23 protein-coding genes are annotated in these 24551 nt (G+C 73.1%); 13 read left to right on the top strand and 10 right to left on the bottom strand.

Annotation, left to right across the window (positions count from 1 at the left end; all coding sequences use genetic code 11):
• Window positions 1-62: 62 nt before the first annotated feature.
• The 4 genes from Aru02nite_RS21730 (at window position 63) to Aru02nite_RS21715 (ending at window position 6291) form a co-directional block, all read left to right on the top strand.
• Window positions 63-1853, top strand: a complete 1791-nt coding sequence (locus tag Aru02nite_RS21730; protein WP_203660577.1) for an AMP-dependent synthetase/ligase — start codon at window positions 63-65, stop codon at window positions 1851-1853.
• Between the two features lie 99 nt (window positions 1854-1952).
• The gene (locus Aru02nite_RS21725) at window positions 1953-3536 is read left to right on the top strand and encodes a sensor histidine kinase (RefSeq protein ID WP_203660730.1); all 1584 of its coding nucleotides are present in this window, start codon (window positions 1953-1955) and stop codon (window positions 3534-3536) included.
• Window positions 3537-3600: 64 nt separating this feature from the next.
• Window positions 3601-4263 carry a response regulator transcription factor gene (locus tag Aru02nite_RS21720; protein WP_203660728.1) on the top strand — a complete coding sequence of 221 codons (663 nt, stop codon included), beginning with the start codon at window positions 3601-3603 and terminating at the stop codon, window positions 4261-4263.
• 33 nt (window positions 4264-4296) lie between these two features.
• Window positions 4297-6291 carry a HEAT repeat domain-containing protein gene (locus Aru02nite_RS21715; RefSeq protein WP_203660575.1) on the top strand — a complete coding sequence of 665 codons (1995 nt, stop codon included), beginning with the start codon at window positions 4297-4299 and terminating at the stop codon, window positions 6289-6291.
• A gap of 232 nt (window positions 6292-6523) precedes the next feature.
• On the opposite strand, the gene Aru02nite_RS21710 is transcribed toward Aru02nite_RS21715, so the two are convergent.
• From Aru02nite_RS21710 to Aru02nite_RS21695, 4 genes are read right to left on the bottom strand one after another with little or no spacing between them, the layout of a single operon-like run.
• On the bottom strand, window positions 6524-7153 hold the full coding sequence (locus tag Aru02nite_RS21710; RefSeq protein ID WP_203660573.1) for a hypothetical protein: 630 nt from the start codon (window positions 7151-7153) through the stop codon (window positions 6524-6526).
• A 41-nt stretch (window positions 7154-7194) separates the two neighbouring features.
• Complete coding sequence (locus Aru02nite_RS21705) at window positions 7195-8331, bottom strand: glycosyltransferase family 4 protein (RefSeq protein WP_203660571.1); 1137 nt, start codon at window positions 8329-8331, stop codon at window positions 7195-7197.
• 10 nt (window positions 8332-8341) lie between these two features.
• On the bottom strand, window positions 8342-9592 hold the full coding sequence (locus Aru02nite_RS21700; RefSeq protein ID WP_203660569.1) for a M48 family metallopeptidase: 1251 nt from the start codon (window positions 9590-9592) through the stop codon (window positions 8342-8344).
• Between the two features lie 2 nt (window positions 9593-9594).
• Window positions 9595-9945, bottom strand: coding sequence for a cupin domain-containing protein (locus Aru02nite_RS21695; protein ID WP_203660567.1), 351 nt, complete (start codon window positions 9943-9945; stop codon window positions 9595-9597).
• A gap of 123 nt (window positions 9946-10068) precedes the next feature.
• On the opposite strand from Aru02nite_RS21695, the gene Aru02nite_RS21690 reads away from it, so the two are divergent.
• Entirely contained in the window at window positions 10069-10263 is a 195-nt protein-coding gene (locus tag Aru02nite_RS21690) for a hypothetical protein (RefSeq protein WP_203660565.1), read from the top strand.
• Window positions 10264-10457: 194 nt separating this feature from the next.
• Here Aru02nite_RS21690 and Aru02nite_RS21685 read toward each other — a convergent pair whose 3' ends face one another.
• Window positions 10458-11804: an NYN domain-containing protein gene (locus Aru02nite_RS21685; protein ID WP_203660563.1), complete on the bottom strand. Its 1347-nt coding sequence runs from the start codon at window positions 11802-11804 to the stop codon at window positions 10458-10460.
• A gap of 238 nt (window positions 11805-12042) precedes the next feature.
• Between Aru02nite_RS21685 and Aru02nite_RS21680 the strand changes: the two genes are divergently transcribed.
• The 7 genes from Aru02nite_RS21680 to Aru02nite_RS21650 all read left to right on the top strand — a co-directional run bounded on the left by Aru02nite_RS21680 (window position 12043) and on the right by Aru02nite_RS21650 (window position 19101).
• Window positions 12043-13842, top strand: coding sequence for a DEDD exonuclease domain-containing protein (locus Aru02nite_RS21680; RefSeq protein ID WP_239076858.1), 1800 nt, complete (start codon window positions 12043-12045; stop codon window positions 13840-13842).
• A gap of 257 nt (window positions 13843-14099) precedes the next feature.
• A complete protein-coding gene (locus Aru02nite_RS21675; protein ID WP_203660559.1) occupies window positions 14100-15788 on the top strand; it encodes a RelA/SpoT family protein in 1689 nt (562 codons plus the stop codon).
• A 177-nt stretch (window positions 15789-15965) separates the two neighbouring features.
• Complete coding sequence (locus Aru02nite_RS21670; RefSeq protein WP_203660557.1) at window positions 15966-16565, top strand: NUDIX hydrolase; 600 nt, start codon at window positions 15966-15968, stop codon at window positions 16563-16565.
• Between the two features lie 6 nt (window positions 16566-16571).
• Window positions 16572-17378, top strand: coding sequence for an NTP transferase domain-containing protein (locus tag Aru02nite_RS21665; RefSeq protein WP_203660555.1), 807 nt, complete (start codon window positions 16572-16574; stop codon window positions 17376-17378).
• Between the two features lie 44 nt (window positions 17379-17422).
• Window positions 17423-17710, top strand: coding sequence for an Lrp/AsnC family transcriptional regulator (locus Aru02nite_RS21660; RefSeq protein WP_203660553.1), 288 nt, complete (start codon window positions 17423-17425; stop codon window positions 17708-17710).
• Window positions 17711-17721: 11 nt separating this feature from the next.
• Window positions 17722-18270 (top strand): O-methyltransferase, encoded by a 549-nt coding sequence (locus Aru02nite_RS21655; protein ID WP_203660551.1) that lies wholly within the window; start codon window positions 17722-17724, stop codon window positions 18268-18270.
• Window positions 18271-18279: 9 nt separating this feature from the next.
• Window positions 18280-19101, top strand: coding sequence for an alpha/beta hydrolase family protein (locus tag Aru02nite_RS21650; protein ID WP_203660550.1), 822 nt, complete (start codon window positions 18280-18282; stop codon window positions 19099-19101).
• 48 nt (window positions 19102-19149) lie between these two features.
• On the opposite strand, the gene Aru02nite_RS21645 is transcribed toward Aru02nite_RS21650, so the two are convergent.
• From Aru02nite_RS21645 to ctaE, 5 genes are all read right to left on the bottom strand, one after another.
• Window positions 19150-19578, bottom strand: a complete 429-nt coding sequence (locus Aru02nite_RS21645; RefSeq protein ID WP_203660548.1) for an HIT family protein — start codon at window positions 19576-19578, stop codon at window positions 19150-19152.
• Between the two features lie 87 nt (window positions 19579-19665).
• The gene (gene qcrB / locus Aru02nite_RS21640) at window positions 19666-21273 is read right to left on the bottom strand and encodes a cytochrome bc1 complex cytochrome b subunit (RefSeq protein WP_203660546.1); all 1608 of its coding nucleotides are present in this window, start codon (window positions 21271-21273) and stop codon (window positions 19666-19668) included.
• Window positions 21270-22325 (bottom strand): cytochrome bc1 complex Rieske iron-sulfur subunit, encoded by a 1056-nt coding sequence (gene qcrA, locus Aru02nite_RS21635; protein WP_203660543.1) that lies wholly within the window; start codon window positions 22323-22325, stop codon window positions 21270-21272. The genes qcrB and qcrA overlap by 4 nt, the downstream gene beginning before the upstream one ends.
• The gene (gene qcrC, locus Aru02nite_RS21630) at window positions 22322-23125 is read right to left on the bottom strand and encodes a cytochrome bc1 complex diheme cytochrome c subunit (RefSeq protein WP_203660541.1); all 804 of its coding nucleotides are present in this window, start codon (window positions 23123-23125) and stop codon (window positions 22322-22324) included. Before qcrC ends, qcrA begins: the two co-directional genes overlap by 4 nt.
• 148 nt (window positions 23126-23273) lie before the next feature.
• Window positions 23274-23873: an aa3-type cytochrome oxidase subunit III gene (gene ctaE / locus Aru02nite_RS21625; protein WP_239076857.1), complete on the bottom strand. Its 600-nt coding sequence runs from the start codon at window positions 23871-23873 to the stop codon at window positions 23274-23276.
• A gap of 249 nt (window positions 23874-24122) precedes the next feature.
• Here ctaE and Aru02nite_RS21620 point away from each other — a divergent pair, with 249 nt between their 5' ends.
• Window positions 24123-24548: a response regulator transcription factor gene (locus tag Aru02nite_RS21620; protein WP_203660537.1), complete on the top strand. Its 426-nt coding sequence runs from the start codon at window positions 24123-24125 to the stop codon at window positions 24546-24548.
• The last annotated feature ends 3 nt before the right edge of the window (window positions 24549-24551 follow it).

Here is a 24551-nt window from a genome sequence, read left to right as displayed (position 1 = left end):
GGTGATCACCACCAGCAGCCGACCAGCGCGGCCAGACCGGCCGGCAGCGCGAGGAGCCCAGCGTGCGCGAGTTGACCGTTCCCCCGGTCGTCACCGTCGCCGACGACGTGAACCTCACCGACGTGGTGTGGCGCAACGCCGAGGAGTACCCGGACACGGTCCAGTTCTCCCGTCTGCGCGGCTCGGAGTGGGAGCCGGTGACGACCCGGCAGTTCCGGGACGAGGTCGTGGCGGTGGCGCGCGGCCTGATCGCGAGCGGTCTGGCCCCGGGTGACCGGATCGGCCTCATGTCCAAGACCCGGTACGAGTGGACCCTGCTGGACTACGCGATCTGGGCCGCCGGCGGCGTCACCGTCCCCGTGTACGAGACGTCCAGTTCGGATCAGGTCGAGTGGATCCTCAGCAACTCGGGCGCGGTGGCCTGCCTGGTGGAGACGCCCGACCACCGGGCGCTGGTCGACGACCTGCGGGACCGGCTGACCGAGCTGAAGCAGGTCTGGACGATCGACGACGACGCGGTCGGCTCGCTGGTCGAGGCCGGCGGCGCGGTACCGCCGGAGCAGGTCGACGAGCGCCGCCGCAGCCGCGGCGCCGACGACGTGGCCACGCTGATCTACACCTCCGGTACGACGGGGCGGCCGAAGGGCTGCATGCTCACCCACCGGAACCTGGCCGCCGACATCCAGAACACCGTGCCCGGCCTGCTGTCGCTGTTCAACGAGCGGTCGGCGACGCTGCTGTTCCTGCCGCTGGCGCACTCGTTCGCGCGGATCATCCAGGTCGGGGTGGTGCAGGCGCGGGCCCGGATGGGCCACACCGCCGACGTGAAGAACCTGCTGCCCGACCTCCAGTCGTTCCGGCCGACGTTCCTGCTTGCCGTGCCGCGGGTGTTCGAGAAGGTGTACAACGGCGCGAAGCAGAAGGCGCACGGCGAGGGCAAGGGCGCCATCTTCGACCGGGCCGAGCGGGTCGCCATCGCGTACAGCAAGGGGCTCACGGCGGGGCGGATCGGCCTCGGCACCCGGATCCAGCACGCCGTCTTCGACAAGCTGGTGTACTCGAAGCTCCGCGCGGCGATGGGTGGCCAGTGCGTGCACGCGATCTCGGGCGGTGCCCCGCTCGGTGAACGGCTGGCGCACTTCTTCCGCGGCGTCGGCGTCACCGTGTACGAGGGGTACGGGATGACCGAGACGTCGCCGGTCATCGCGGTCAGCCAGGAGCACAAGTTCAAGATCGGTACGGTCGGGCTGCCGATCCCCGGCTCCGAGGTACGCATCGCCGACGACGGCGAGCTGCTCGTCAAGGGCGACCACGTCTTCGCCGGGTACTGGGGCAACGACGAGGCGACCGCGGAGGCGTTCACCGCCGACGGGTTCTTCCACACCGGCGACCTGGCCGAACTCGACGACGAGGGTTTCCTGACCATCACCGGGCGCAAGAAGGAGATCATCGTGACCGCGGGCGGCAAGAACGTCGCCCCCGCCGTACTGGAGGACCGGGTGCGGGCGCATCCGCTGGTCAGCCAGTGCATGGTCGTCGGCGACCGGCAGCCGTTCATCGCCGCGCTGGTCACGCTCGACCCGGAGTCGCTGCCGGACTGGCTCGCCTCCCACGGCAAGCCGGCCGGCACGTCCGCCGCGGACCTGGCCACCGACCCGGACGTACGGGCGGAGATCCAGGCGGCGGTGGACGAGGCGAACCGGGCGGTCTCCCGGGCCGAGGCGATCAAGGTGTTCCGGATCCTGCCCCGCGACTTCAGCGAGGAGACCGGCGAGATGACGCCGTCGCTGAAGGTCAAGCGCGGCGTGGTGCTCAAGGAGTACGCAGACGAGATCGCTGCCATCTACACCTGAGGGCCCACCCCGTGACAGGGTGGTCGGGTGAGCGAGCAACGTACCGGTGAGGCGCCGTCGTCGCCGGCCGTCCACCTCGTCCGGATCATGCGCGGCGGGATGCTCGTCCTCGTCGTCGCGCTCGCCCTGGTGTCGGTGCCGCGGCCGGGCACGCTGGCCTGGTGCGGTCTGCTCGCGGTGGCCGCGCTGCCCGGCCTGCTGGTCCCCGAGCATCCGGTACTCGGCCGGCTCGGCCGCATCGCCGAGATCGTCGTCGTCGCACTGTCCGCGGCCGCCCTGGACACGCCGTACGGGGCGACCCTGCCGTACCTGATCGTGCCGGTGCGGGCCGCCGCGCTGTTCGCCAGTACGGCGGAGGCGCTGGGGATGGCGCTGTTCGCGGTCGCCGCCGTACTCGGTGCCGGCGCCGCGAGCGGCCGGCTCGGTACCGCCGACTTCCTCATCCCGGCCGTGCTGTGGCTGCTCGTCACGGTCGCCGGTGGGCTCGCCGGCCGCCGCATGTACCAGCGGGGCCGCCCCGACGAACCCCAGCCGTACGTGGCGGCGACCCGGCTGCTGACGCAGCTGCGTACGGTGGCGCGACAGTTGCCCGGGGGAACCCTGGACCTGGGCGGGATCGCCGCGGGGCTGCTCGACGAGGTGGTGGCCACCGCGCCCGCGGACCGCGCCGCCGTACTCGGCCGGTCTGGCGGCGGGCGCCTGGTCGTGCTCGCGCAGCGCGGCCCGGAGCGTACGGACTGGGAGACGTCGCTGTCGGCGGACACCCCGATCGCCGAGGCGTGGGTCAGCCAGCAGCCGCACCTGGCGTCCCGGTCGCTGGCCCGGTCGGCCGTCGGCGGCACGGTGTCCGCCCTGGTCGTACCGCTGGTGGCGGGGGTACGCAGCATCGGCCTGCTGGTCGTCGAGGCCGACCGGGCCGGCGCGTACCCGCCGGAGACGGTGGCCAACGTCCGCGGCCTGGTCGCCTCCGCGGCGCTGCGGCTGGAGGCCGCGCTGCTGTTCGACGAGGTACGCGCGCTGGCCACGACCGAGGAACGGCAGCGCCTCGCCCGGGAGATCCACGACGGCGTCGCGCAGGAACTCGTCATGGTCGGGTACGGGATCGACAACGCGGTCGGGTCGCTGTCCGGCGTGTCCGGTGCCGACGAGGCGATCGACGACCTGCACACCCTGCGCGCCGAGGTCACCCGGGTGATCACCGAGCTGCGCCTGTCGCTGTTCGAGCTGCGTACCGACGTGGACCCGTCCGGCGGGCTGGCCACCGCCCTCGCCGACTACGCCCGTACCGTCGGCGCGTCGAGCGGGATGCGTGTCCATCTGTCCCTGGACGAGTCGACTGCCCGGTTGCCGGCCACGGTGGAGACCGAACTCCTGCGGATCGGGCAGGAGGCGATCACCAACGCGCGCAAACACGCGCATGCTGAGAACCTGTGGGTGACCTGCGAGATCGACCCGCCGTACGCCCGGATCGAGGTGTCGGACGACGGCCTCGGCATGCCCGCGGAGACCGGCGAACGCAGCTACGGCCTCAAGATCATGGCGGAGCGGTCCCGGCGGATCCGGGCCGATCTACGGATCAGCCCACGCAAGCCGAGCGGAACAACCATCGCCGCTGTGCTCGGTACGAGGCCCCGGCAGGGTAGCGTATCGGCAGCGGAGGGTATGGAGGCGGACAATGTCTGACAGCCAGTGGCCCACCCCCGACACTCCGCGTGCCCACGATCCCCGAGTGCCGGAGCAGACGACGATGTCCGAGCAGCCGACCGGCCGCACCAGGATCCTGCTGGTCGATGACCACGACCTGATCCGCAAGGGTCTGCGCCACGCGTTCGAACGCGACCCGAACTTCGAGGTGGCCGGCGAGGCCGGCACCGCGGCCGACGGAGTACGCCAGGCGGCGGCCCTCCAGCCCGACGTGGTGATCATGGACCTGCGGTTGCCGGACGGCAGCGGCCTGTCCGCCACCCGCCAGCTGCGCAAGGCGCACCCGACCATGGGCATCGTCGTCCTCACCATGTACGCCGGGGACGACCAGCTGTTCGGCGCGCTCGAAGCCGGCGCCAGCGCGTTCGTACCGAAGAGTGCGCCCGCGGACGACGTCGTCGCCGCCGCCCGGCACGCCGCCTCCACGCCGAACGCGTTCACCGCGGCCGACCTGGCCGAGGCCATGAAGCGCCGGCTCGCCCCGTCCGGCCCGCAGCTGTCCCCGCGCGAGGGGCAGGTCCTCAAGCTGCTCGCCGACGGCATGAGCGTCGCCGGCATCGCCAAGCAGCTGTACGTCTCGGAGTCCACCGCCAAGACGCACATCTCCAAGCTGTACGAGAAGCTCGGCGCCGGCAACCGTGCGCAGGCGCTGATGACCGCGCTGCGTCTCGGCCTGCTCGAACCCCCGGACGCGCCCCGCTTCTGAGCCCTCGTCACACCCGGTCGGTACGGTCGGCCGGTGCTGGACGAGGACGACACGGACGAGGACGACGAGTACCGGTACGAGCGGGACCGGGTCCGTCGGCTGCTGACGGCGGCTGCCGGCGGCGCCCCGGCGGACGTGGAACGGTTGCTGGACGCCGTGTGGTGGGCGTACGAGGTCCCGCACGACGACGCGTACGCCGGGATCGCGCTCGCCGTGCCGTACCTGGTGAAGCTGCTCGACGTACCGGGGGTCGACCGGACCCGGATCCTGCGGCTGCTCACCGAAGTCACCGAGCGGTCGGCGGATCCGGAGCAGCCCGGCTGGCTGGCGAACCTGACCGCGGCGCAGGCCGCCCTCACCGCCGCGACGCCCACGGTCCAGCGGCTCGCCGCCGACACCGACGCCGGCGTACGTGCCTGGGCGGCGACGCTGCTGGGCCGCGTCGCGACGGACGGCGCGGTCGCGACGCTGCACCGGCTGAGCCGTACGGATCCGAACCCCGCGGTCCGGGCCGCGGTGACCGTCGCGCTCGCCGACCTCGGCGTACCGGTCGCGGACCGGCTCGACGATCCGGCGCCGCTGCCCCGGTTCGCCGCCGCGGTGACCGTGGCGACCACGCCGGCCGACCTGCGACGTGGCCTGGCCGGGGCGGCGCCCGGCTACGACGAGCTGCCGCGGGTGCCGTCCCCGGCACCGCACCTGTGCGAGCGGCTGGCCGACCGGCCCGACCTCGTACTCGACGGCATGGAGGTGCTGCTGGGCCATCCGGACACGTGGATCCGGGACGGCACGGTGCGGACCGCCGGCGACCTGCTCCGGGCGTGGCGCCCCGCCGTACGGCTGGTGCCGGCGCTCGTCCGGATCCTCGCCGCCACCGGCGCGGCGCTGACCGGGGACGGCGAGACCGCGCAGGACCTGCGGCGCCACCTGGTCTTCGGCCCGGGCGACTTCGGCGCCGCCCTGTCGTACGCGGGCGGCACGACACCCGACGCCACGGACGGCCTGGCGACCTTCGCCGCGCTCCACCAACACCGCAGCACCCCCGGCAACGATCCGCTGCGCGCGCTCTGCCGGCTGCGCGACCCGCGCATCGGCAGGTACGTGGCGGAGCAGCTCACCGCGGACGAGCCGCGCTGGCTGGAGCTGGAGTTCGACGTACTGCCGCGGCTCGGGCCGTGGGCGGCCGCGACCTGCGGCCCGGCACTGCTCGACCACGTCCGGACCGCGCCCGACGGCGTACTGCGGTTCGGGGTGGTCGAGGCGCTGGGCCGCGTCACCACCCCGACCGACGCGGCCGTCGCCGAGGTCGTCGACGCGGTACGCAACCGGATCGGGTCGATCGGAATCCTGCGCTGGATCGGCGGCCTCGGGACGGCGCCGGACCGCGTCACCCGGGTACTCGACCGGTTCGGCCCGGCCGCCGCCGGGGCGCTGCCCGACCTGCACGCCCTGCGCGACCACGACGACCCCGGCGTACGGCTCGCCGCCGCGCTCGCCGTGCACCACATCGACCTGGACCCGGCGCTGCTGCTCGCCGAGCTGGGTACCGGGCTGGGCGCCGCCGACCCGCGACCGGCACTCGACGCCCTCGCCGAGATCGGGCCGGCCGGCGCCGGGTTCGCCGAGCAAGCCCGGACGCTGCTCCGCCACCAGGACGCGGGAGTGGCAGCCCGCGCCGCCGTCGCGTACTGGCGGGTCGCCGGAGCCGCGGAGCCCGTCGTACCGGTGCTCGTCCGGGCGCTCGGGGACGTCGGGCTCGGGATGCGGCCGGCGGACTGGCCGATCCTGCGCGGCGACCCACCGCCGACCATCCCCGACGGTACGGCGCGGACCGCCGCCGTCCGGTGCCTCGGCGAGATCGGGCCCGCCGCGGCCGGGGCCGTGGCGCTGCTGCGTACCGGAGTCGGCAGCGACCGGCGGCAGATCTGGGGAAGCGACCTGGCCGACACGCTCGCCGCGGACGACGACTGGCGGCGGCAGTGCGCCGACGCGCTGTTCCGCATCGACCCACCGTCCACAGAGGACTGACGGCGCCACGGTCATCCGGCACGTCCGGGCCGCCCTGCTGGCCGGACACGACCCACGGCAGGCGGCCAGTCCGCGCGGCCGGCGGGCTCGTGACCACCCAGCCGCGATCGGACCGCGCGGAAGGCGGACACGCGACCGCCCGCCCGCGATCGGGCCGCGCGGAAGGGGGACACGCGACCGCCCGCCCGCGGTCGGGCCGCGCGGAAGGCGGACTCGTGGCCGCCCAGCGCGGTCAGGCGGCGGGGAGGGCGGACTCGTGGCCGCGGACTCGTACCAGGGCGGCGGCCAGCCGGGGCAGGTCGCCGCGCGGTACCAGCCGGGCCAGCTCCGCCGCCGTCGCCGGCAGGCCGAGTTCGCGCGCCTCGGCGCTCACCCGGCGGTCGACGTACGGGGCGGTCTCGGGCCAGACCCCCTGCACCTCGCGCAGGAAGATGTCGGCGCCGGTCGGGCCGATCCCCGGGAACGCGGTGAGCCGGTCGCGCAGCGCGGCCACCGAGCCGTCCGCCTCGGCGCGCAGTCGCCGCAGGTCGCCCCGCCAGCGGGTCAGCAGCAGGTCGGCGCCCTCACCGAGCATCGTCGCCGTGCGCTCGTCGTACCGGCGGTAGTGGCCGCGGCCGAGCGCGTCGACGCGCTGCTGCCAGGTGGCGTCCCGCATCGCCCGCGGGGTACGGAATCCGGCGCGGGACAGTTCGCGTGCGGCGGCCACCGCCACGTCGGCGGAGATTCGCGCGGACAGCAGCGTCGCCAGCACCAGCAGCCGGTACAGCGGGGACGGCGTGTCCGCCAACCGGATCCCCGCCTGCTCCGCGTACGTCTCGCCGTAGGTGTCGAGCAGCGCGCGCACCGTCGCCTTCCGGGTCATGACGACCACCCCCGTGTGCCGGCTACCCGCCGCGGGACGGCTCACACCCCGGTGAGCAGGGTGTGCATCCGGGCGGCGATGGTGTCCCACTGCCAGTCGGACTCGACCCAGGCGCGGCCGGCCTTGCCCATCCGTTCGGCGAGGGCGCGGTCGGTCAGCAGCGTGGCCAGCCGGTCCGCCAGCGCCGGTACGTCCCGGCCGCCGACGACGAACCCGGTCTCACCGTCACGTACCGCGTCGGGGGCGCCGCCGGAGTCGCCGGCCACGACGGGCAGACCGGTCGCCGACGCCTCCAGGTACACGATGCCGAGGCCCTCGACCTCCAGGCCGCCGCGGCGGGACCGGCACGGCATCGCGAACACGTCACCGGCCGCGTAGTAGTGCGGCAGGGCCTCCCACGGCACCGAACCGGTGAACACGACGTGGTCGGTCACCCCGGTGTCACGCGCCAGCTTCCGCAGCCGGTCCCGGTCGGGGCCGCCGGAGACGATCAGCAGCGCCGCGTCCGGTACCCGGCGGCGCAGCGCGGGCAGCGCGCGGATCAGCGTGTCCTGCCCCTTGCGCGGCACCAGCCGGGACACGCACACGACGACCGGCCGGTCCGCGAGGCCGAGTTCGCGGCGGATCGCGGCGCCCTCCCCGGTCACCAGCTCCGGCCGGAACTTCGTCGTGTCGACGCCCGGCGCCAGGTGCTCCAGCCGGGCCCCGCGCGGCCCGATCGCGCTCCCGAGCCGGGTCCGGAAGTGCTCCCCCAGGTACGTGACAACGTCGACGTGGCGGCCGATCCGGCGCAGCAGGCCGCGCGTACCGGGCAGGGCCGCCCAGCCGGCCTCGTGCCCGTGCGTCTGCGCGACCTGCCGGGTGACCCCGGCGGCGCGCAGCGCGGGGGCGAGCAGCCCGAGCGGCGCCATCGCCCCGTACCAGGCGGTGTCGCAGCCGCGCTCGACGGCGAGCGCCACCGCCTCCCGACGGGTCCGCGGGGTCGGCAGCAGCACCGTCGTGTCCGCCCGTACCACCTCGAACGGTTGCGCCGCGTCGAACTCGGCCGCACCGCGCCAGGACGACGCGTACACGACCAGGGAGTCCTCGGGCTGGCGCACCGCGAGAGCGTGCACGAAGTTCTGGATCCCCCCGGTACGCGGGGGAAAGTCGTTGGTGACCAGCAGCGTCCGCCCCATCCCGGCGATCCTACGGCGCGGGGTCGGCGCCGGCCGCCGCGATGCGTTCCGCGGTGCTCGGATGGGAGTCGAACAGCACGTGTTCGAGGGTCGGCGGGTCCACGTCGGCGAGGTTGCGCAGCGCCAGCCGGCGCTGCATCGCGGCGAACGTGCCGGACTCGCCGGTCAGGTCCAGCGCGTGCGCGTCGGCCCGTGCCTCCAGCCGTCGCGAGACCAGGGCGCCGGCCGGCGACGCGACCAGCTGCCCCACCGTCACCAGCGCGAACAGCAGCGCCGCCGAACGCGGGTCGGTGAAGTCGCGGGCGCCGGCCAGCGCGAGCAGCCCGTGCCACGTCCCCACCAGGTACAGCACGCACACGGCGAACGCCGCGCCGAGCGCGCCCAGTACGGTCCCGAACAGGACGTCGCGGTAGCGGGCGTGGCCCAGCTCGTGCGCCACGACCAGGCGTACCTCGGCCTCCGGCGCGGCGGACAGCAGGGTGTCGAACACGACGATCCGGCGGGTCGGGCCGAAACCCGACACGTACGCGTTGACCGCCCGGGTCCGCCGCGACGCGTCCGCCACCAACACCGAACGCACCGGTACGCCGTCGGCCGCGGCCAGCGCCAGCAGGTCGTCCCGCTGCGGCCCGGCCGGCATCGGCGTGAACCGGTTGAACAGCGGCTCCACCAGCACCGGGAACACCAGCGACAGCAGTACCGACACCAGCGCGGCGGCACCGGCCAGCGGCAGCCACCACCCACCCGGGTACGCGCCGGTCAGCGCGAAGAACCCCAGCAGCGCGCCGCCGCCCAGCACCACGCCGAGCACCGCACCCCGGCCCAGATCCGCCAGCCAGCCCACGAACCGCTGGGTGAGCAGCCCGTACCGGCGCAGGATCCGCCGCCGCCACACCGTCACCGGCAGCCCCACCAGCGTGCCGAGCGCACCCAGCACCAGACCACCGAGTACGGCGGTGACCAGCCGGCCGCCGCCGACCGCCGCGCCGACCGCGTGCACCAGATCCCCGCCGAGCGGGGTCAGCCCCAGCACCAGCGCCACGACCAGGTCCACCGCGATCCCCACGTACCGGGTGGGGCGCAGCTCGCCGTGCAGGCGCCGGCCCTCCGCCACCCCGTCCGCCGGCATCGACCGCACCGCCGCCGCCCGCTGGGCCCGCGTCGGCCGCGCCCACCGCCACGGCACCGCCACCGACACCACCACGACCAGCAGCACCAGCAGTACGCCCGCGCCGGTCGCCGCACCCGCCGTCCCCGACACCGCTAGCCGTCCACGCCGGTGATCGCCGGCTCCTCGCCGTCCCGGAGCAGGAAGTACGCCAGGAACACCGCGCCGTCGTCCTGCGCGTCGAACCGCGCCACCGGCACGCCCGCCGGCTCGACGAACACGTCACCCGGGCCCAGCATCCGCGCCGGCTCCCCCGCCACCTGATACACGACGGATCCCGCGACGATGCTGCCGACCACCGGGCAGTTGTGCACGTGCGCACCCGACGCGACACCCGGCCGCATCGAGATCCGCCGCGCCTGCACCCGCTCCGTCCCCGCCGGCACCGCCAGCGGTACGTCCATCAGCACGGTCCGCGACATCGGCGGTTCCTCGGGTTCGGTCACCTGCTGCGCTCCTCGTCCTGGTGGGCGGCCACCCCGGCCCGTTCCTGGCCGGAAGTGTCGTACCCCCTGCGTAACGTGCGGTGCGATCCGGGCGACGACCCGGAGTCCCGGCAGGGAGGCGCCATGATCATCGACTGCGACCGGTGCGCCGTCCGCGGCAGGGCGTGCGCGGACTGCGTGGTGACGGTGCTGCTCGGACCTCCGCCCGAGCTGCACTTCGACGACGACGTACGGCGGGCCATCGACGTCTTCGCCGAAGCGGGCATGCTGCCCCGGCTCCGCCTCGTCCCCACCGAACCTCTCGACCTCACCGCCTGACCCGCCCCGCTCCTCGCTCGCTGCGATGCTCACCGGTGTCAGGCGCCCCACCCCTTGCCGCGCCTGACACCGGCTCCGCTCCTCGCTCGCTCCGCTCGCTGCGATGCTCACCGGTGTCAGGCGCCATACCCCTTGCCGCGCCTGACACCGGCTCCGCTCCTCGCTCGCTCCGCTCGCTGCGATGCTCACCGGTGTCAGGCGCGGGCGAGCCGGCGGATCAGGGTGTACGCCGACAGCGGGTACGCGCCGTGCCGGCGGGTACCGTCGGCGACCTCCTTGTCGGAGGAGATCACGACGAGGACGCGCCCGTCGGGCTCGGCGCGTACGAGGCGGCGGATCACCTCGTCGGCGGTCTCGCCCTTGCGACTGAACAGCACCCGTACGCCGCGGGGCGGTGGCGCGACCCCGTGCACCGGTTCGGCGCCGTCCCACACGCAGGTCACCTCCGCCCCGGTACGCGCTGCCAGCGCGCCGAGCGCGCCGACGAGCCGGTTGCGTTGCTGTTCCAGGGAAAGCTCGCCGTACCCGGTCTTGGTGACGTTGTAGCCGTCGACGATCATGTGCGCCCGCGGCAGGGCGAGGAGCTGGTCGAGCCGGGCAGGGTCGTCGGAGGCGAGGGCGCGTTCGCTGGCGCGTTCGCCGCCGGGCGCGTCGGCGGTCTCGGCGACGAAGTCGGCCGGGGTCAGGTCGACCGGGTCGAGCGCGAGTTCGCGGACGAGGCCGCGGGCGGCGTTGCGGATGGTCTCCAGCAGCAGCCAGGCCCGCGCATCGTCGAACGCGTGCGCCTTCGTACCGTGCGCGCGGGCGCTGGCGGCGGCGGCCTCGGCGTCGGCGAGTTTGGCGCGCAGCCGGCGGAGTTCGGCCTCGTGGTCGCGTTCGGCGCGGGCGGCGCGGCCCCGGTCGGCGCTGAGCGTGTCGACCGCGCGCCGTTCGCGCCGCTGGGTCTCCCGCAGCTCCTTCTGTACGGCGCGCAGTTCGGTCCGCGCCGCGTCGAGTTCGGCGCGCGCGTCGGCGGCTTCGGCACGCAGCCGGCCCTGTTCGGCGACGGCGGCGGCGCGGGCCTGTTCGGCCCGGTCGGCGCGCTGCTCGGCGTCCTTGACGCGCTGTTCGGTGGCGTCCCGGTCGGCCTCGTTGCGGACCGCCTCGGCGCTGCCGGCGACGAGGTCGATCCAGTTGTCCGGCCGCAGCAGGTACGCCAGCGCGCCGACCTCGACGGGGTCGGCGGCGGCCGGGCTCGTACCGGCGGCGACGGCGGCGGTCAGGTCGTTGCCGGCGTCGCGGATGACGCCGGCGACCCGCTGCCGGAACAGCGGGTCGGCGGACAGCGTCGCGGCGATGCTGGTGGCCCCGAGCCGGGCCCGGCGCTGCGGGGCGAACCGGGCGATGCGCCGGAGTACCGGGGGGACGTCGTCGCCGGGCAGCCCACCCAGTACGTTCGCGGCGAGGGTGACCACCCGCTGCCGCACCGCCTCGGGGAGTACGGGGACGAGGGCGGGGTCGTCCGGCTCGGGCCGGGGCTCTGCCGGTACGGCGGCACTCATGCCGACCACCCGGCCCGCGTACGGACAGCCCGGTACGCCACCCCGGCACGCGGGGTGGGCAGATATGACCGTTCCGTCATGATCACGACGCGGTCCGTTCCGGTGCTGCCATAGGCACAGTCTTACATCGACCGGGCCGCACGGCACGCCGGCGGCGAGCTGCGCCGAGCGAGTCACCACGATCGATACACCGACGCCGCGGGCGGTTTCGTCGTACCCGGCGCCTACCGTGCCGTACGTGCCCGCGACGCCCCCACCCACCGCCTTCCGCCAGCAGACCATCGACGAGGTGGGCCAGCCGCTCGCCGCCACCACGTTCGTGGTGGTCGACCTGGAGACGACGGGCGGCGCGCCGGCCGACGCCGGCATCACCGAGATCGGCGCGGTGAAGGTGCGCGGCGGCGAGCGGCTCGGCGAGTTCGGCAGCCTGGTCAACCCGGGCATGACGATCCCGCCGTTCATCGCGGTGCTGACCGGGATCACCGACGTCATGGTGGCGGAGGCACCGCGGCTGGAGGAGGCGCTGCCGGCGTTCCTGGAGTTCGCGAAGGGTTCGGTGCTGGTGGCGCACAACGCGCCGTTCGACGTGGGGTTCCTGAAGGCGGCGTGCGCCAAGTTCGGCTACCCGTGGCCGGGCTTCCCGGTGGTCGACACGGTGACGCTGGCCCGCCGCACGCTGCTGCGCGACGAGGTGCCGAACTGCAAGCTCGCCACCCTCGCGGCATACTTCCGCACCACGACCGAGCCGTGCCACCGCGCGCTGGACGACGCCCGCGCCACCGTCGACGTGCTGCACGCCCTGCTCGAACGGGTCGGCAGCCACCAGGTGCACACGCTGTCCGACCTGACCGAGTTCTCCCGGGCGGTCAGCCCGGTGCAGCGGCGCAAGAAGTCCCTCGCCGACGGCCTCCCCCACACCCCGGGGGTGTACGTGTTCCGCGACGCGAAGGACCGCCCGCTGTACGTGGGGACCTCTGGTGACATCGCCACCCGCGTCCGCAGCTACTTCACGGCAGCGGAGACGCGGGCCCGGATGACGGAGATGCTGACCGCGGCGGAGCGGATCGAGGCGGTCGAGTGCGCGCACGCGCTGGAGGCCGGCGTACGGGAGCTGCGGCTGATCGCCGCGCACAAGCCGCCGTACAACAGGCGGTCGAAGTATCCGGAGCGGGTGCACTGGCTGAAGCTGACCGCCGAGGCGTACCCGCGGCTGTCGGTGGTGCGCAAGCTGTCCGACGACGGCGGGAGCTACCTGGGGCCGTTCTCGTCGCGGCGGACCGCCGAGCTGGCCGCCGCGGGGGTGTACGACGCGGTCCCGCTCCGGCAGTGCACGCAGCGGCTGTCGGTGCGGTCGACCAGCCCGGCGTGCGCGCTGGCGGAGATCGGGCGGTGTGCGGCGCCGTGCGAGCACCGCATCTCGCCCGAGGCGTACGGGGAGCACGCGGCCGCGTTCCGTGACCTGACCCGGGGCGATCCCGGCGTACTGGTCGACCGGCTGCTGGCCCGGATCGGCGCGTTCGCCGCCGACCAGCGGTACGAGGAGGCCGCCGTGGTGCGCGGCCGGCTGGTCGCGCTGCTGCGGACGGCGGTGCGGATGCAGCGGCTGCGGTCGCTGACGGCGCTGCCGGAGCTGCTGGCCGCGCGGCGGGACGCGGTCGGCGGCTGGGAGCTGGCCGTCGTGCGGTACGGGCGGCTCGCCGCGGCCGGCACCGCCCCGGTCGGCGTCCATCCGCGGCCGGTGCTGGACACCCTGCTCGCCACCGCCGAGACCGTACGATCCGCGCCCGGTCCCACACCGTGCGCGACCGCCGAGGAGACCGAGCGGATCCTGACGTTCCTGGAGCTGCCGGACACCCGGATCGTGGAGGCGACCGAGCCGGCGGTGGCGGCGGGGCCGGGCTGGGCGTGCCCCGTCGCGGGCGCCGAGCGGTTCCGTGACCTGCTCCGTAAGGCCGACTCGGCGCGGACGGTGGCGGACCCCTCCGGCGAGTCCAACCTTCCGCGTACGCTACACAGACCCGCCCGCGCTACCGCGTGAGCGGGAACAGCCGTCATCGGGCACCGGACCGCTCGTTGGTTTCCATCGAACGGTCAGGTGTAATTGGCTGATCGGCCGAACATCGTGCCGATTACGATCGGTGTAAGGACCCGTCAGACCACACCAGGTCGGATGCGGAGGTGGCGTTGAGCCTCGGAGCCAACCCCTCATGGGCTGCCGATCCGCCCGCCCGGGCGCCGGAGTCCGCAGCTCCGGACCGCCGCGCCACGGCACCGCTGTACCGGTGGCTTCGCGCGATGCTGCCCTGGGGCGGCTCCGGCGGCACGGAGACGCCGATCGAGGCGCTGGTGCGCGCCCACCGCGGCTCGTACCCGAGGCCCGACGCGGCGCTGGTGCTCCGGGCGTTCGAGGTGGCCGACCGGATGCACTCCGGGCAGGTCCGTCGCTCCGGCGAGGCGTACATCAGCCATCCGCTGGCGGTCGCGCAGATCCTGGCCGAGCTGGGCATGGACCCGGTGACGCTGGCGGCGGCGCTGCTGCACGACACGGTCGAGGACACCGAGTACACGCTGGAGCAGTTGCGCGCCGACTTCGGCACCGAGGTGGCGTTGCTGGTCGACGGCGTGACGAAACTGGACAAGGTGTTCTTCGGCGACGTGGCCGAGGCGGAGACGATCCGCAAGATGATCGTGGCGGCCGGCGAGGACGTCCGCGTCCTGATCATCAAGCTGGCCGACCGGGTGCACAACATGCGCACCCTCCAGCACAAGTCCCGCAGCTCCCAGCTCCGCATCGCGAACGCCACCCAGGACGTCCTCGTACCGCTGGCGGACCGGCTGGGCATCCACGTGCTCAAGGCCGAGCTGGAGGACATCGTCCTGCGCACGATCGACCCGGACATGTTCCTGGAGATCGACAAGTACCTGACGGAACGGGCCGACGACGGCGGCTACCTGATGGACGTGATCCGTACGGTGTCCGGTGCGCTGCGCCGGGACCGGATCGACGCCGAGGTGATCCGGCGGTCCCGGCACCACTCGTCGATCTACCACGAGATGACGTCGGGTCCGCTCCGCGAGCCGAACGACCCGCCCCGCATCGTGGTCATCGTCGACGGCCCGGCCACCGACTGTTACGCGGCGCTCGGCACCATGCACGCGTTGTGGCGCCCCGTTCCGGGCCGGTTCAAGGACTTCATCGCCTCCCCCAAGTTCAACCTGTACCAGTCGCTGCACACGACGGTGATGGGGCCGGGCCGGCAGCCGGTCGAGGTGATGATCCGTACCGAGGAGATGAACGACACCGCCGAGTTCGGCATCGTCGTACAGTTGCGCAACGGCACCGCGCCGACCGGCGGCCGGGAGCGGCTCGACTGGCTGCAGTCGCTGCTCGTCTGGGAGCGCGACGCGCTGGCGTCGGCCGAGTTCCTCGACGCGCTCCGATGTGATCTCTCCGAGGACCAGGTCCAGGTGTTCACCACCGGCGGCGAGCGCGTGATCCTCCCCGCCGGCGCCACCCCCGTCGACCTCGCGTACTCGGAGTCCAACCAGACCGGCGACCGCCTCATCGGCGCGTACGTGAACGGGCGGCTCTCCCGGGTCTCCACGGTGCTGGAGGACGGCGACGTCGTGGAGGTCATCACCACCAACGCGGGCGACTATCCCGGCCCCTCCAAGGAGTGGCTGGGCTTCGCCAAGAGCGCCAACGCCCGGCTCGCCATCGGCAAGTGGTTCCACCGGTCCGATTCGGACACCGCCGTCGACACCCTCAACGACCGCATCGACGCCGGCCGGGTCGCCGTGGCCCGCGCGCTGCGCCGCAAGGAGCGCGCCCTCGCGGCCGAGGACCCGCTCGTCAGTACCGCGCACGAGCTGGGCTTTCCGGACCTGGACGCGCTGTTCGTCGCGGTGTCCGCGGGCAAGCTGACCGCCGACGAGGTCGTCGGCCGGCTCATCGCCTCCGTCGACCGCACCGCCACCACGTAGCCCTGTCGGCGCCGGGCCTCCCGCGCCGCCTCGCCCAGTCGTACCACCGAGCTGACCCCACGGGCACCGTCCCGCCCGGTCGACGCCGCAGCGGCCATCTCACGGCCCTCCCCGGGTACTCCCGGCCCTCGGTGACGTGATCATGCGTGCCCGAGTGGCGGTCGATAGCCTGGATGCATGACGATTCGGCGGCCGTCCGGCCTGCGTGGCTACGCGTACTTCATCGGCTTCCGGGTGTTTCACCGGCTGCCGAGCCGGGTACGGCGCCGGGTGGTGCGCACCGTCGCGCCGACGTACACGCTGGGTGCGGTGACGCTGCTGCTGGACGCGGCGAGCGTGCCTGCCGGGGTGCCGGCCCACGTGGTGCCGGCGGAGGCGCGGATCCTGCTGCTGCACCAGCCGCCCGGGTTCGGCTGGACGCTGCCGGGCGGGCTGATCGAGCGGGGCGAGGAGCCGCGGGCGTGCGCGGCGCGGGAGCTGGCCGAGGAGGCGGGCATCGAGCTGGTGCCGGACACCCTGACCCCGGCGGTACCGAACGCGGTGGTGCATCCGCGCGGCCAGTGGGTGGACACGGTGTTCGTGGCGCGGATCGATCCGGCGGCGCATCCGATCGCGGTGGACGCGGTGGAGGTGCACGAGGCGCGCTGGTTCCCGGTGTCGGACCTGCCGCGCCTGACGTTGCCGACCGCCCGCCTCGTCGCGCGGTACGGGATCGGTCCGCTGGCCGGGCACGACGGTGACGTGGACGCCGCGGTGTTCGATCCGCAACGGACCTGACGACCCGTGCGGGAACTGTGTGCGGTCGTCCTGGCCGCGGGTGAGGGCCGGCGGCTGCGTCCGCTGACCGAGCTGGTACCGAAGCCGTTGTGTCCGGTGGACGGCGTGCCGCTGCTGGACCGTACGCTCGACCGGCTCGCCGGGCTGGGGCTCGCCGGTGCCGCCCACGTCGCGGTCAACGCGTGCTACCTGGCGGACGCGATCGTCGCGCACCTGGACGGCCGGGTGCACGTGTCGGTCGAGCCGCCGCCCGCGCTCGGTACCGGGGGCGGCGTGGCGAACCTGCGGGACTGGATCGCCGGCCGGGACGTCCTGGTGTGCAACGCGGACGGCTACCTGGCCGGCGGCGCGCCGTACGCGGAGCTGCTGGCCGGCTGGGCCGGTGACCGTCCCCGGCTCCTCGTCGTACCGGACGCCACGCGCGGCGACTTCCCGAGCGCCGGCCCACGTACGCTGCGGTTCGCCGGCGCGTCGCTGGCCCCGTGGCCGCTGGTCGCCGCGCTGCCCACCGGCGCCTCCGAGCTGAACGTCCCGTGGCGGCACGCCGACGCCGCCGGACGCCTCGACCTCGTCCGGTACGACGGGGTCTTCCTCGACTGCGGCACCCCCGCCGACTACCTCGCCGCGAACCTGCACGCCTCCGGCGGTGCCAGCGTGGTCGGCGCCGGCGCGACGGTGGCCGGCACGCTGACCCGCAGCGTCGTCTGGCCCGGCGCGACCGTACGGGCCGGCGAACACCTCGTCGACGCGGTACGCGCGGTCGCACCGGACGGCTCGCCCGTGACGGTCCGCGCCGGCCGACCGGCGGCGTGACTTAGCATGACCGGGCAGGGCAGGTCGACAGGCAGGAGCGCACGGTGATCACCGCGATCGTCCTCATCCAGTGCCAGACCGACTCGATCCCCGAGGTGGCCCGGACGCTCGCCGAGCTGCCCGGCGTCAGCGAGGTGTACTCGACGGCCGGCAACGTCGACCTGATCGCCGTGGTCCGGGTCCGCGAGTTCGAGAACATCGCCGACGTGATCGCGGACCGGATCAGCAAGACCGCGGGCGTCGTCGACACCGAGACGCACATCGCGTTCCGCGCGTACTCCCGGCACGACCTGGAGGAGGCGTTCGCGATCGGCTTCGAGGACGCCGACTGACTACCCGGCCGGTGCCGCCGCTGGTCGCCGCCGCCCGCGCAGGTGCCCGCGCCTCCGGCTTCGGATTCTCGTGTACCGACGGGGTCGGCCGGTTGTTGGCGGCGCTCGCCGCGACGGCCGGGGACGGTGCGGTCGGCGAGGCGGGCGGTGGACACGGCGTCGGTACGGCCTGGCTGCGGTCGGGTCTGCCGGCCGGCGCCCGCCTGGTCACCGTGGAACGCGACCCGGCCCGTGCCGCCGCGACCGCCGCACTCTTCGCCGACGACCCGGCCGTACGGGTGCTGGCGGAGGACTGGCAAGCGCTTGCCGGGTACGGGCCGTACCGGGTGCTGTTCTGCGACGGCGGGGCGAAGCAGGGCGGGCCGGACGCGGTGACCGAGCTGGTCGCGCCGGGCGGCGTGGTGGTGCTGGACGACTTCACGCCGTCGCCGGACTGGCCCCCGACGTACCAGGGGCGGCCGGACGGGTTGCGGCTCGCCTGGCTGACCGACCCCCGGTACGTCACGGTCGAGGTCGGTACGGCGACGAACGCCACAGCCATCGTCGCTACCCGCCGGTAACATGAGGGCATGAGTCCCGTCGAGACCCGGTACCTGACGCGCGGCCGTGACCGCCTCGCGCTGCGCGTCCACCCGGCGGGCGGCGGGCGCACCGCGCTGCTGCTGCCCGCGATGGGCGTCCCCGCCGCGTACTACGACGGCTTCGTCGCCCCGCTCACCGCCGGCGGCCTCGACGTCGTCGTCGCCGACCTGCGCGGCACCGGCGCCAGCACCCCGCTGCCCACCCGCGCCAGCCGCTACGGGTACGCGGAGCTCGTCGACGACGTCGCCACCGTACTGGCCGAGCTCGGGGCCGACGCGCCGCTGCTCATCGGGCACAGCCTCGGCGGCCACGCCGCGGCACTCCACCTCGCCCTCGGCGGCACCGGCGCCGGCCTCGCGCTCGTCGCCTCCGGCACCCCGTGGAAGCGCTACTACCCCGGCTGGTACGGGGTGGGCCTGCGCGCCGTCACCCCGGTCATCACCGGGCTGTCCGCCGGCCTCGGATACTGGCCGGGCCACCGGCTCGGCTTCGGCGGCCGGCAGTCCCGAGGCATCATGCGCGACTGGGCCCACGTCGTACGCACCGGCGACTTCCCCGCCATCGACGGCGCCGACGCGGACGCGCGGCTCGCCGACGTGAAGGTACCGGTGCTCGGGGTCAGCGTCGCCGGCGACCGGCTCACCCCGGCGTCCACCCTGGACCACTTCACCGCGAAGTTCACCGGCACCACCGTGACCCGGCACCACTACACCAGCGACGAGTCCGGCGCCCCGATGAACCACTTCCGCTGGACCCGGGCCGGCGGCCCGCTCGCCGCCCGCCTCCTCGCCTTCGCCGACACCCTCTGAGCCGGCGCCACCGGCTCCCAGCCGGCGACGGAGCCCGGGAACGCCCGGCTACAGGTGGGGGCGGAGGCGCTCGGCGATCTCGTCCGTCTCCCCCACCGACAGCCGCGGTACGTCACCCCACTCGGTCCCGCCGCCCGGCAACGTACCGGCCACGTGGAAGTGCACGTGCGGCACGGTCTGCCGGGCCGGTACGCCGTTGTTCTGCCAGACGCAGATGCCGTCCGGGTCGTGCGCCGCGGCCACCGCACGTGCCGCCCGCTGTACGCCGGCCATCACCGCCGACGCCTCGTCCGGTGCCAGGTCGAGCACCGTCGCGCGGTGCAGTACCGGGATGACGAGCAGGTGGGCGACGCCCCGCTGCTCCCGGGTGACCAGGATGGCCACCCGGTCGTCCCGATCCAGGATCGTGTACGGAAAGTCGCCGGCAAGCGTGCCGCAGAACGTGCAGACCTCAGTGTCTGGAAGGGCGATCGCCACGCCGGCATCCTGCCGTACCCGGGGGTCGTGGGGCAAACGGAACGGGGCGCCCGCGCAGTGCGGACGCCCCGTTCGTGGGTCGTGGACCTAGTCGCGGCCGGAGGTGATCTCCTCGCGCGACGGGGCCGGCGAGACCGGAGCGGCCTCCTCCGGCTTCTCCACCGGTACGAAGAAGCCCTTGACCGCGGGGCCGATCGCGCCGATCCGGTTCATCTTCTTCGGCACCACCCAGCCGCGGTACGGCAGCTCGGTGTGGCCGTGCTCGTCCGGCGGGCCCAGCGGTTGGTGCACCTCGATGAACTGGCCGTTCGGCAGCCGCTTGATGATGCCGGTCTCGACGCCGTGCGCCAGGACCTCCCGGTCGTGCTGCTGCAACCCCAGGCACAGCCGGTAGACCACGTAGTACGCCAGCGGCGGGACGATCAGGATGCCGATCCGGCCGGCCCACGTCATCGCGTTCAGGCTGATGTCGAACTTCTGGGCGAGCACGTCGTTGCCGCCGGAGATCGTCAGTACCAGCCAGAACGCCACGGCCATGGCGCCGAGGCCGGCCCGCAGTGGCACATCGCGCGGCCGCTGGAGCAGGTTGTGGTGCGCCTTGTCCTTGAGGAACCGCTGCTCCAGGAACGGATACAGCAGGCCCACCATCGTCAGGATGCCGGGCAGCACCACCGTCGGCCAGAACAACGGGGGCACGGTGTACCCGTGGCCGAACAGGTGGATGCGGATCTCCCAGGGCGGCATCAGACGTGTCGACCCGTCCAGGAACATCACGTACCAGTCGGGCTGCGACGCCGACGACACCACGGCCGCCTTGTACGGGCCGAACAGCCAGATCGGGTTGATCTGGATCAGCCCGCCCAGCAGCGCCAGCAGGCCGAAGACCACCATCGACATGCCCGCGCCCTTGGCCGCGAAGCCCGGAAACATGCGGTGCCCGACGACGTTGTGCTCGGTCCGGCCGGGGCCGGCCCACTGCGTGTGCTTCAACTTGAACACCAGCAGTACGTGCACCGCGACCAAGGCCAGGATGATGCCCGGCACGAGGAACACGTGCGCGATGTACAACCGTTGCAGGATCACGTCCCCCGGGAACTCGCCCCCGAAGATCGAGAACGACACCCAGGTGCCGACCACGGGGATCGACAGCATGATCGCGTCCGCGATGCGCAGGCCGGTACCGGACAGCGCGTCGTCCGGCAGCGAGTAGCCGGCGAAGCCCTCCAGGAAGCCCAGCCAGAACAGCAGGAAGCCGATCATCCAGTTGACCTCACGCGGGCGCCGGAACGCACCGGTGAAGAAGATCCGCAGCATGTGCACGACGATCGACGCCATGAACAGCAGGGCGGACCAGTGGTGGATCTGCCGGAGGATCAGGCCGCCACGCACGTCGAACGACAGGTTCAGTGACGACGCGTACGCCTGGGACATCTTGATGCCCTGGAGCGGCACGTACGACCCGTGGTAGACGACCTCGGTCGAGGACGGGGTGTAGAAGAACGCCAGGAACGTACCCGTCAGCAGCAGCATGATGAACGAGTACAGGGCGATCTCGCCCAGCATGAACGACCAGTGGTCCGGGAAGACCTTGTTCAGGAGCTGCCGCCGGATCGACCCAGCCATGCCGAGGCGCTGGTCGGTCCAGTCGGCAACCTGGCCGGGCGCCTCTTTCGGGTTGAACTTCGGACGCTTCATGGCCGCTCCCAGAAACCCGGGCCGATCGGAACCTTGTAGTCCGACGTGGCGACGAAGTAGCCGTCACCGTCCACCGTAATCGGAAGCTGCGGGAGCCGCCGGGTGGCCGGACCGAAGATCGGGCGGGCGTTGTTGAGGATGTCGAACTGCGACTGGTGGCACGGGCAGAGCAGCCGGTTGGTCTGCTGCTCGTACAGGCTGGCCGGGCAGCCGGCGTGGGTGCAGATCTTCGAGTACGCCACGTAGTTCTGCCACTGCGCGCCCTTGTTGATGGGCAGCGCGTTGGCCCGCGTCTTCGCCGCGTCGTCCTCCCGCAGGTGGATGAGCAGCGTCGGCGAGTCGGCGTACTTGTTGGAGTTGCCCTCGGGGATCGCCGGGAACACCGTGATCTGGCCGCCCGCGCTGACGTCCTCCGGCCGCACCAGCGTGCCATCGTCGTGCATCAGCCGGACGCCCTTCTTCCACGCGGTGTGGATGAGGTCCGACCGGTGGTCCTTGATCAGGCCGCCCAGCGGCATGATCGCCGCCACGCCGACCGGCGCCAGGCCGAGCGCGATCGCGCCCTTGAGCAGCGGACGGCGCTTGATGCCCAGCTCGTCCACCACGTTCAGGGTGGTCGCGACGGTCAGCTTGCGCTCGTCGTCGGGCGACGCGCCCTCGTGCCGCTCCTGGACCGAGACCTCCTCGGGCAGCAGCTTCTTCGCCCAGGTCACGATCGCGATACCGATGAACAGCAGCGACAGGCCCAGGGTCGCGCCCAGGACCGGCGTGTACCACTTGTTGAGGTTCGCCCCGCCCTTGTACTGCCACGGCCACGCCACGTACGCCACGATGAAGGCGAGCGCGGTCAGGCCGACGATCGCGAAGCACAGCGCGATGAACCGGACGACGCGCTTCTCTTCCTTGCTACCGGGCTGCGTGAACCGCGGCTCGTAGTGCACGATCTCGACGCCGTCCCGACGGGCGGCCTCCCGTACCAGGTCGAAGCGGGTCAGCTTCGGGTCGTCCGGGTCGAACTCCGGCGCCTCGCGCTCGGTGTCCGGTGTGCTCATGACTTCCCCGCAATCCAGAGCGTCGCGAACAGCAGCGACGTGATCCCGACCAGGAAGATGACCAGGCCCTCGGTCGTCGGTCCGATGGCGCCGATGTTCCAGCCGCCCGGGTCCTGGTCCGCCTTCATGTTCTGGACATACGCGATGATGTCCATCTTCTCCTGCGGAGTCAGCTCGTTGTCGCCGAAGACCGGCATGTTCTGCGGGCCGGTGAGCATGGCCGCGTAGATCTGGCGGTCCGTCGCCGGGCTCAGGCTCGGCGCGAACTTGCCGGACGACAGCGCGCCGCCACCGGCGGAGAAGCCGTGGCAGGACGAGCAGTTCACCCGGTACAGCTCGCCACCGGCGGCGAGGTCACCCTTGCGCAGGTTCCCGTCCGGGATCTGCGGCCCGCCACCCAGCTCCTGGATGTACGCGCCGAGCTGCTTGGCCTGGGTGTCGTCGAACTTCGGCGTCTTCCGGGTGGCCTGCGCCTCCTGCCGACCCATCGGCATCCGGCCCGAGGTCACCTGGAACTCGACCGCCGCCGACCCGACACCGATCAGGCTCGGGCCGCGGTCCTTGACGCCCTCGGCGTTGCGGCCGTGGCAGCTGATGCAGCTCGTGTCGTACAGCTGCTTGCCGTGCTGGGCGGCCGCCGACAGGGCCTGCTGCTTCGGTGTGTCGTCCGCCTGGCTGGACGGGGCGAACGCCGTGTACACGCCGCCGGCGAGTGCCAGCGCCGCGACCAGCCGGGCCGCCGTGCCCAGCTTGCGGCGCAACCCTCCCTTGGCGCGGGAATCCGTACGAGCAGCCGTCATGGGGTGGCCTCCGGAGTCGGCATCGCAACTCCGGCGGAGCGGGCCGCCGCGCGTCGCACTGTCATGGCCTCACCTTGCGGGTCGGTCGCCGCCGGCCGAGGTGCCCACCGGCGACGATGTAATTCACTTGGGGTGTCGGGCACCGGCGTCACTTCAGGATGTAGATCATGCTGAACAGCGCGATCCACACGACGTCGACGAAGTGCCAGTAGTACGACACGACGATCGCCGCGGTCGCCTGCGCCGGTGTGAACTTCGACAGCGTCGTCCTGACCATGTAGATGATGAACGCGATCAGTCCGCCGGTCACGTGCAGGCCGTGGAACCCGGTGGTCAGGAAGAACATCGAGCCGTAGCCGTCGGTGCTGAGCTTGAGGCCCTCGCCGTAGAGCGTGTGGTACTCGTTCAGCTGCCCGAGCACGAAGATCAGGCCCATGATGAACGTGATCGAGAACCACCGGCGCAGCCCGTAGACGTTGCCGCGTTCGGCGGCGAACACACCGAACTGGCAGGTCACCGACGACAGCACCAGGATGATGGTGTTCGTCAGCGCGTAGGGCACGTCCAGGGTCTTGGTGTGGTGCTCCCACAGACCGGGGGCGGCGGCGCGAATCGAGAAGTACATCGCGAAGAGCGCCGCGAAGAACATGAGCTCGCTGGAGAGCCAGATGATCACACCGACGCTGACCATGTTGGGCCTGGTCAGCGAGTGGATCCGACTCTGCTCGATAGCGGGGGCCGCAGTCACGCCGGACATTATTGCCCCTCCGAGGTAGGCACCGACCGCCGGGTGTCACCCGTCGCCCTCGTACCACTCGTCCCGCGCCTGTGTGCCCGCATGCACGACCTCCGGTTGCCGCCGGTACGAGCTCAAGCCTGCACCGATCGGGCGGTGCGGGGGTCAAAATCACCGGAACGCAGGCGGGCGCGGTGCCGGCGGGGGCGGCGAGTACGATCCGTGGCGTCCGGCCAGCACATATTGCGGGAGCTTGAAGACATGGCCAACGCCCAGGAGCCGACCACCCGCACCGTCCTGCTCTACAGCGACGACGAGAAGGTCCGGGAGCGGATGCGGCTGGCGATCGGCGCCCGTCCCGCTGCGGATCTGGCGGTCACCTTCGTCGAGAGCGCGGACCAGCGCGACGTGCTGAAGCACGCCGACGAGCACGACGTGGACCTGATGCTGCTCGACGGCGAGGCGTGGCCCGCCGGCGGCATCGGCATCGCACACCAGGTCAAGGAAGAGATTCTCGACCCGCCGGTGACGGTCGTCGTGGTCGGCCGGGACGCCGACCGATGGCTCGCCGCCTGGTCCCTCGCGGACGCCGTGCTCGCCCACCCGCTGGACCCGGTGACCACCGCCGAGACGCTCGCCGACCTGCTCCGGCAGCAGCGCGACGGTCGGGTCGCCACGAACCGTTAGAGG

The organism is Actinocatenispora rupis, from assembly GCF_016861975.1.
GTDB classification, from domain to species: Bacteria; Actinomycetota; Actinomycetes; order Mycobacteriales; family Micromonosporaceae; genus Actinocatenispora; species Actinocatenispora rupis.
The sequence above is the reverse complement of the archived record's forward strand: the minus strand, read 5'-3'. Positions and strand labels throughout refer to the sequence as shown.